At 74.2% G+C, this 8,722-nt stretch carries 4 protein-coding genes; all 4 read left to right on the top strand.

Annotated elements, in window-relative coordinates; all coding sequences use genetic code 11:
* Positions 1 to 189 precede the first annotated feature (189 nt).
* The 4 genes from ACFWEJ_RS07395 to ACFWEJ_RS07380 are packed head-to-tail and all read left to right on the top strand — an operon-like array spanning position 190 to position 8,688.
* Complete coding sequence (locus ACFWEJ_RS07395) at positions 190 to 2,475, top strand: helix-turn-helix domain-containing protein (protein ID WP_377228550.1); 2,286 nt, start codon at positions 190 to 192, stop codon at positions 2,473 to 2,475.
* A complete protein-coding gene (locus ACFWEJ_RS07390) occupies positions 2,472 to 4,778 on the top strand; it encodes an ATP-binding protein (RefSeq protein WP_377228549.1) in 2,307 nt (768 codons plus the stop codon). The genes ACFWEJ_RS07395 and ACFWEJ_RS07390 overlap by 4 nt, the downstream gene beginning before the upstream one ends.
* The gene (locus tag ACFWEJ_RS07385) at positions 4,775 to 7,069 is read left to right on the top strand and encodes an ATP-binding protein (protein WP_377228548.1); all 2,295 of its coding nucleotides are present in this window, start codon (positions 4,775 to 4,777) and stop codon (positions 7,067 to 7,069) included. Before ACFWEJ_RS07390 ends, ACFWEJ_RS07385 begins: the two co-directional genes overlap by 4 nt.
* Entirely contained in the window at positions 7,066 to 8,688 is a 1,623-nt protein-coding gene (locus ACFWEJ_RS07380; RefSeq protein ID WP_377228547.1) for a helix-turn-helix domain-containing protein, read from the top strand. Before ACFWEJ_RS07385 ends, ACFWEJ_RS07380 begins: the two co-directional genes overlap by 4 nt.
* Positions 8,689 to 8,722 lie beyond the last annotated feature (34 nt).

Below are 8,722 nucleotides of genomic sequence, written 5' to 3'. Positions count from 1 at the left end.
ACTCCGCATGGAGTGGGAGGCGCCGTTCTGTTTGCGCATGAGCAGAGAGCGCCTCGACCCGCCTCACCCAGGTGATTTCTCGTGCCTCGGCCGCATTTCACACCAGGAACGATCGAGCCGTGGACGGCGGGTTGCCAACGGTGCTGATCGGGCCATCATGACCTCAGACTCGACCCTGAGGGAGGCTGGATGACCAGCTCGTTCGGACCGCTCCTGCGGAGCCTGCGACAGTCCGCACGTCTGACGATCGAGGAGCTCTCGCACGCCTCAGGTGTGAGCGTGCGCGCCATCGGCGACATGGAGCGCGGCGTCAGCCGCGGACCTCAGCGGCGGACGGTGCAGGCGCTGGCCGAGGCGCTCACGCTCGACGACGAGCAGCGCGGCGAGCTGGCCGATGCCGCCAGGGCGGGGCGACCGCGAACGGCCGGCGAGCTGCCGGAGCGCTCGGGGTGGTACGAGCTGCCCCGAGGCCTGAGCGACTTCGTCGGACGCGCGCCCGAGCTGGAGCTGCTGTGCGAACGCGGACGGGCGACGTCCGCGGACGGTCTCGCTCCGATCGCGGTGGTGCACGGTGCGGCAGGCCTGGGCAAGACGGCGTTCGCCGTGCGGGTGGCCGAGCTGCTCCGTGACACGTTCCCCGACGGGCAGCTCTACGTGGACCTGCGGGGTGTCGACCCCGAACCCATGGCGGCCGCAGAGGCCCTGCACCGGCTGCTGCGGGCTCTGGGCCTGGACCCGCGCACCATCGCCGAGGACGAGCAGGAGCGGGCGGGCCAGCTGCGCGCCGTCATGGCGGAGCGACGCTGCCTGCTGGTGCTGGACAACGCGGCCGACGAGGCACAGGTGCGGCCCCTGCTCCCGGCGCAGGGCGCGGGAATGGTGATCTTGACCAGCCGCCGCGCCCTGGGCGGCCTGGAGGGAGTCACCAGGGTTCCGCTGGCGCCGTTCTCGCAGGACGAGTCCGCTCAGCTCCTGCGGGCCATCTCGGAGGGCACAGCTGACAGCGAGGTCGAGGAGACCGGACGGGTGTCGCGGCTGTGCGGGCACCTGCCCCTTGCCCTGCGGATCGCCGGCACCCGCCTGGCTTCCCGGCCCGGATGGACGATGGGGCACCTGGCGGACCGGCTGGCGGACGAGGACCGCCGGCTGGCGAACCTCACGGCCGGCGACGTCGGGGTGGAGGCGGCCTTCGCCCTGTCGTACCTCGCTCTGTCCTCGCAGGCCAAGGAGGCCTTCCGTCGGCTGGCGCTCGCCCCGACGGTCGACTTCGGCGCGGCGATCGCAGCGGTGCTCATCGAGGCAGACCTGTACGACGCCGAGGACCAGCTCGACGAGCTGGTGGAGCTGGGACTGCTCCAGCACGAGGGCGCCGACCGCTACCGGTTCCACGACCTGATCCGGCTGTACGCGAGCCGGCGGCTGCAGGAGGAGGAACCCGCCCCGGCCCGGGCAGCGGCCCAGGGACGGATGGCCGACTGGCTGGTGGGGACCGCGACCGCCGCAGGCCGGTTGTTCGAGGCCGGCGACGGCGAGCTGCCGCCCCACGACGACGGCCTGGTCCGGCTCACCACGTCCGACGAAGCACGGGCCTGGCTCCAGGTCGAGAGCGACGCCTGGCTGGCGGGCCTGCGGCTGGCGGCCGCCGCAGGCGGGGACCAGCAGGTGGCCGATCTCGGTGAGGCGATGCGCTGGTTCGCCGCCGAGGTGCAGCACCGGTCGGACGACTGGCTGGAGATGTTCGGGCTGACCCGTGCCGCCGCGGCACGGCTGCCCGACCGCCGGAAGGCGCTCTGGCACATGAACCGCCACGTCTGGGCCTTGCTCAGCGTCAAGTCGCTGCAGGGAGAAGCGGCGGTGAAGGAAGCGGTGGAGCGGGCGATGGAGGTCTACCGGCTCGCCGAGGACCTCGGCGCCGCGACGGAACAGGCGGACGCGATCTGCAACGCGGCCGAGGGCTGGCGGGCCCTCGGCGAGGCCGACCAGTCGCTGCGGGCCTACTCCGAGGGGCGCGAGCTCGCCCGGGAGGCCAGCTATCACGACACCTACTACTGGGCCACCAACGGAGTCGCGCTGGCACTCGCCCAGGCTGGCAAGCGGGACGAGGCCATCGAGATCTACCGGTCCCTGCTGAAGGACATCGACCGCCGCTCGACCCTCACCATCGCAGCGCTCTACTCCCGCACGGCCACCCTGGTGCACCTCTCCGGAGCCCTCATCCTCGAGGAACGTTTTCGCGAGGCGATCGACGTCGTGGAGCCGGCCCTGGGTGAGACCACCTCGCAGAGCAACGAGGTGACGTCGATGCTGCACTGGAGACTGAGCCGGGCGTACGCCGGGCTCGGCGCGGACGACGAGGCCCGCAAGCACCTGACCCGGACGCTCGAGACCGCCGAGACGTACTACGGGCCCTGGCAGCCCAAGTATCTCGACACTGCAAGAGCGATGCTGGCGGCCCTCGAGGTCGGCCCCGCATGACGGTCCGGCCGCCGTTCGGGCCGCTCCTGCGCAGCCTGCGGCAGTCGGCGCGGCTGACGATCGAGGACCTGTCCCACGCCTCGGGCGTGAGCGTACGAGCGATCGGCGACATGGAGCGCGGTGTCAGCCAGGGACCGCAACGGCGGACGGTGCAGGCACTCGCCGACGCCCTGGGGATCGACGACGAGCAGCGAGCCGAGCTCGCCGACGCCGCCAAGGCAGGCCGGCCCCGGACGACGGCCGGCCCCGCCGCCGAGCGGTCGGCTTCCCCCGGGCTGCCCCGCGGGCTCAGCGACTTCGTGGGCCGGACGGCGGAGCTCGAGCTGCTGGCCGAGAGGGCTCGGTCGGCGTCAGCGAACGGTCCCACCCCGGTCGTCGTCGTGCACGGAGCGGCAGGACTGGGCAAGACGGCGTGCGCGGTGCGGGCGGCCGAGCTGTTGCACGAGAGGTTCCCCGGTGGCCGGCTCTACGTGGACCTGCGGGGTGTGGACCCCGAGCCGATGACCACGACGGAGGCGTTGCGCCGGCTGCTGCTCGCCGTCGGCCTGGACGCCCGCGCGATCGCGGAGGACGAGGACGAGCGGGCCGGTCAGCTCCGGGCCGTCCTGGCGGACCGGAGCTGTCTGGTGGTGCTGGACAACGCCGCCGACGAGGCCCAGGTGCGCCCCCTGCTCCCCGCTCGGGGCGCGGGCATGGTGATCGTCACCAGCCGCCGCACGCTCGCCGGGCTGGAGGGAGTGACCCGGGTCCCGCTAGCACCGTTCTCGCCGGAGGAGTCCGCGGAGCTGTTGGCGGCCCTCTCGGACCGGGCGGCCGACGAGAGCGCGGCGGAGACGGCGGCGGAGACCGCACGGGTGTCCGACCTGTGCGGGCGCCTGCCCCTTGCCCTGCGGATCGCCGGCACCCGCCTGGCGTCCCGGCCGGGGTGGACCATGCGGCACCTGGCCGAGCGACTCTCGGACGAGGACCGTCGGCTCGCGAACCTCGTGGTGGGCGACGTCGGGGTGGAGGCGGCGTTCGCGCTGTCCTACGTGGCGCTGCCCGAGCCGGCCAAGGAGTGCTTCCGGCGGCTGGCGCTCGTCCCGGCGGTGGACTTCGGGGTGCCGATCACCGCGGTGCTCATCGAGGCCGACCTGTACGACGCCGAGGACCAGCTCGACGAGCTGGTGGAGCTCGGCCTGCTGCAGCACGAGGGCGCGGACCGGTACCGGTTCCACGACCTGATCCGCCTGTACGCGAACCAGCGGCTGGACGAGGACGAGTCCGCCGCGGCCCGGGCAGCGACCCAGCGGCGGATGGTCGACTGGCTGCTGGCGACCGCGACGTCGGCCGGCCAGTGGTTCGAGCGGGACGACGACGCCCCGCCGCCCGGCCACGGCAGCCTGGTCCCGCTCACCACCCCGGACAAGGCGAAGTCCTGGCTGCAGGCAGAGAAGGACACCTGGCTCGCCGGGCTCCGACTGGCGGCTTCGGCCGGCAACGACGAGCTGGTCGCCGGGCTCGGGGAGTCGATGCGCTGGTTCGCCGTCAGCAACCCGCTCTGGTTGGACACCTGGCACGACGTCTTCGGGCTGACGTGGGCCGCCGCCGCGCGACTGTCCGACCCCCGCCGAGAGCTCTGGCACAGGAACCGGCACGTCTGGGCGTTCCTCGCCACCCATGTGAGCCGCACCGACGCCGAGTGGCAGGCCGGCGCTGAGCGGGCGATGGAGGTGTACCGGCTCGCCGAGGATCTTGGCGCCGTGCGAGAACAGGCCGACGCGCTGTGCAACGCGGCCGAGCACTGGCGGCATCTCCACGACGACGAGCAGGCACTCCGGGCGTTCTCCCGGGGGCGGGAACTGGCTGAAGCAGCTGGCGACGAACGAACGGTCTACTGGGCCGGCGGTGGCGCGGCACTGGCACTCGACCGACTCGGCAGACTGGACGAGGCCGTCGCGGCCTATCAGGGCGTGCTGGGGTACATCGCGGCACGCCCGGTCAGCTCCGCCGTGGCGCGGCACTCCCGGGTGGTCGCCCTGGAAGGGCTCGCCGTCGCGCTGCGCCACGCGCGCCGTTGGCAGGAGGCCGTCCAGGCGGCGGAGACCGGACTGTCGGAGGCGATCGAGCAGGACAGCGCCTGGACGGTGAACCTGTACTGGTCGCTGGGCAGTGCGTATGCCGGACTCGGCGTGCCCGCTCAGGCCCGCCCGCACATGACCCAGGCGATCGCGCAGGCGGAGACGCAGGGAGCGTGGGCGCCCAGCACGTTCGACAGGGCGAGAGCGATCCTGGCCGCCCTCGACTCCGAGGACGACGAATGAGCGCCTTCGGCCCGCTCCTGCGCAGCCTGCGGCAGTCGGCGCGCCTCACGATCGAGGAGCTCTCCTATGCCTCGGGCGTGAGCGTCCGGGCGATCGGCGACATGGAGCGTGGCGTCAGCCGGGGCCCGCAGCGGCGCACCGTCGAGGCGCTCGCCGAAGCCCTGGGCCTCGACGACGGGCAGCGCGCCGGGCTGGCTGCCGCGGCCAGGGCGGGCCGGCCGCGGACGGCGGACCAGTCGCCGAACCGCCCGGCGTCCTACGGGCTGCCGCGCGGCCTGGGCGACTTCGTGGGCCGGACGGCGGAGCTGGAGCTGCTGTCCGGGCTCGGCCGTGCGGCAGCCGAGGACGGCCGGACACGGGTCGCGGTGGTGCACGGCCCGGGTGGCGTCGGCAAGACCGCGTGCGCGGTGCGTGCGGCGGAGCAGCTGGCCGAGGCGTTCCCGGACGGGCAGGTGTACGTGGACCTGCGCGGCGTCGACCCGGAGCCGATGGCGACCCCGGAGCCGCTGCGCCGTCTGCTCCTCGCCGTCGGCCAGGATCCCCGCGCGATCGCCGAGGACGAGCGGGAGCGATCCCGACAGCTCCGCGACATCCTGGCGGGGCGGCGATACCTGGTCCTCCTGGACAACGCCGCCGACGAGGCGCAGGTGCGGCCCCTGCTGCCCGGCGACGGGCCAGGCATGGTGATCGTGACCAGCCGTCGCGCGCTGGGCGGTCTGGACGACGTGGTCAGGATCCCGCTGAACCCGTTCTCGCCCCAGGAGTCGGCGGACCTGCTGCACGCCGTGTCCGGGGACGCCCACGGGGCGGCGGGCGGAACGGAGGCGGCGGAGACGGCGCGCGTCGCACGGCTGTGCGGTCACCTGCCGCTGGCCCTGCGCATCGCCGGCACCCGGCTGGCGTCCCGGCCCGCCTGGACCATGCGGTACCTCGCCGAGCGGCTGTCCGACGAGGACCGCCGACTGGCGAACCTCGCGGTCGGCGACCTCGGGGTCGAGGCGTCCTTCGCCCTGTCCTACCTCGCGTTGCCCGAGCAGGCCAAGGAGTGCTTCCGGCGGCTCGCGCTCGTCCCCGCCGTCGACTTCGGGGTCCCGGTCGCGGCGGTCCTCACCGACGTCGACCCCGAGGCCGCCGAGGACCAGCTCGACGACCTGGTCGAGCTCGGCCTGCTCCAGCACGAGGGCGCTGACCGCTACCGGTTCCACGACCTGGTGCGCCTGTATGCCGGCCGGCGGCTGAACGAGGAGGAGCCGGCCGAGGCGCGGGCGTCGGCCGAGCGACGGATGACCGACTGGCTGCTGGAGACCGCGACCAGGGCGGGGCGGTGGTTCGACGACGACGGCGGCACGCCGCCGCCGGACGAGGACGCCCTGGTCCGGCTCGGCACCGCGGACGACGCGCGGTCCTGGCTGCAGGTCGAGAAGGAGTCCTGGCTGGCCGCTCTGCGGCTCGCGGCCGCCGCGGAACGGGACGAGCAGGTGGCCCGGCTCGGTGAGGCGATGCGCTGGTACGCCGCCAACACGCAGTACTGGTCGGACAGCTGGCTGGAGGTGTTCGGGCTGACGCGGGCCGCCGCCGCCCGGCTGGGCGACCGGCACCGCGAGCTCTGGCACATGAACCGCCACGTCTGGGCGCTTCTCGCCGTCCGGCGAACCCGCGGCAACGAGGCGGTGCAGGAGGGCGTCGAACGCGCGATGGAGGTCTACCGGCTCGCCGAGGAGCTCGGCGCCGTCCGGGAACAGGCGGACGCCGTCTGCAACGCGGCCGAGGGCTGGCGCGTTATGGCAGACGTCGAGAACACGCTGTGGTGCTACTCCCGCGGACGTGAGCTCGCCGAGGCAGCCGGATACCGCTCCACCTACTACTGGGCCAGCAGCGGGACCGCCGTGGGCCTGGCCCGCGTCGGCAGGCACGACGAGGCCGTCGAGACCTACCGTGCGTTGCTGCGGACCATCGACGAGCTTCCGGCTCTCTCGGCCGCGGCGGAGCACTCCCGGACGTTCGCCGTCTCGGGCCTGTCCGGCGCGCTGATCACCACGCGGCGCTTCCAGGAGGCCGTCGAGGTCGGGGAGTCCGCCCTGGCCCGGACCGTCGAGCAGGACAACGGCTGGACGTCGATCCTGCACTGGGCACTGGGCCGGGCCCATGCCGGGCTCGGCGCGACCGAGGAGGCCCGCAAGCACCTCGTCCGGACGATCGAGCTCGCCGAGGAGGAGGGGACGTGGCGGGTCGAGGCCCTCGGCAAGGTCCGGGATCTGCTGGCGGACCTCGACACCAAGGACGCCGGATGACCGCCCAGTTCGGCCCCCTCCTGCGCAGCCTGCGCCAGGCCGCACAGCTCACGATCGAGGACCTGTCCCACGCCTCGGGTGTGAGCGTCCGAGCCGTCGGCGACATGGAGCGCGGCGTCAGCCGCGGACCGCAGCGACGGACGGTACAAGCACTCGCCGACGCGCTGGGGCTCGACGCCGGGCAGCAGGCGGAGCTCGCTGACGCGGCCAGGGCCGGCCGGCCGCGGACGACGGACGAGCCGGCGCAACGCGCGAGCGCGTTCGGGCTGCCGCGCGGGCTCGCCGACTTCGTGGGCAGGGCTGCCGAGCTCGAGGCGCTGTGCGACCTCGCGCGGACGGCGTCCGCAGAGGGTCCCGTGCCGGTCGCCGTGGTGCACGGGGCGGCGGGGCTGGGCAAGACGTCGTGCGCGGTACGGGCAGCCGAGCTGCTGGCGGACGATTTCCCCGACGGGCAGGTCTACGTGGACCTGCGCGGCGTCGACCCCGAGCCCCTGCCGACCGCGGAGGCGCTGCGCCGGCTGCTGCTCGCCGTCGGCCTGGACCCGCGGGCGATCGCCGACGACGAGCAGGAGCGGGCGGGACAGCTCCGCGCCGCCCTCTCCGAACGGCGCTTCCTCGTCGTGCTGGACAACGCCGCGGACGAGGCCCAGGTGCGGCCGCTGCTGCCCGGTGAGGGTGCGGGTATGGCGATCGTGACCAGTCGTCGCACCCTGGGCGGACTGGACGATGTCGCGCGGATCGCCCTGGCGCCCCTGTCGCAGGAGGAGTCCGCGGAGCTGTTGCGGGCCGTCGCCGGGGACGCCGGTACGGCGGCCTCCCCTGGCGACTCGGCAGAGGCGGTGCGGGTGGCACAGCTGTGCGGGCACCTGCCGCTGGCGTTGCGGATCGCCGGCACCCGGCTGGCCTCCCGGCCCGGCTGGACGATGCGGCACCTGGCGGAGCGCCTGTCGGACGAGGACCGCCGGCTCGCGAACCTGGCGGTCGGGGACGTCGGGGTGGAGGCGGCCTTCGCGCTGTCCTACCTGGCGCTGTCGGAGGGTGCCAAGAGGTGCTTCCGGCGGCTGGCGCTCGTCCCCGCCGTGGACCTCGGGGTGCCGATCGCCGCGGTGCTGACCGAGGCAGACCTGTACGACGCCGAGGACGAGCTCGAACACCTGGTCGAGCTGGGCCTGCTGCAGCACGAGGGCGTGGACCGTTACCGGTTCCACGACCTGATCCGGCTGTACGCGGGCCAGCGCCTGCGTGAGGAGGAGACCCCCGGGGACCGGGCGGCGGCCGAGCGGCGCATGACGGACTGGCTGCTGGAGACGGCGACCACGGCCGGCCGGGTGTTCGAGGCCGGCGGCGACGCGCCGCCCGCCGTCGGCGCCGGGTTGGTCCCGCTGTCCACGCCCAAGGCGGCCCGGGCGTGGCTGGAGGCGGAGCAGGAGACGTGGCTCGCCGCGCTGCGGCGGGCGGCCGCCGCGGAGCGGGACGAGCAGGTGGCCGCGCTCGGGGAGGCGATGCGCTGGTATGCGGCCGACAACCAGCACTGGGGCCGCGAGTGGCTGGAGGTGTTCGGACTGACCCGGGCCGCCGCGGCACGCTCCCCGACCGCCGTCGCGAGCTCTGGCACCTGAATCGCTACGCCTGGGCGTTCACCACCGCGGACAC

Source organism: Promicromonospora sp. NPDC060204, assembly GCF_042728455.1.
Lineage (GTDB): Bacteria > Actinomycetota > Actinomycetes > Actinomycetales > Cellulomonadaceae > Promicromonospora.
Note: the sequence above shows the minus strand (reverse complement) of the source record. Positions and strands in the feature narration are given on the sequence as shown.

Coding starts and splice junctions, on each gene's coding strand:
- ACFWEJ_RS07395 (WP_377228550.1), top strand. CDS start 190: ATGACCAGCTCGTTCGGACCGCTCCTGCGGAGCCTGCGACAGTCCGCA.
- ACFWEJ_RS07390 (WP_377228549.1), top strand. CDS start 2,472: ATGACGGTCCGGCCGCCGTTCGGGCCGCTCCTGCGCAGCCTGCGGCAG.
- ACFWEJ_RS07385 (WP_377228548.1), top strand. CDS start 4,775: ATGAGCGCCTTCGGCCCGCTCCTGCGCAGCCTGCGGCAGTCGGCGCGC.
- ACFWEJ_RS07380 (WP_377228547.1), top strand. CDS start 7,066: ATGACCGCCCAGTTCGGCCCCCTCCTGCGCAGCCTGCGCCAGGCCGCA.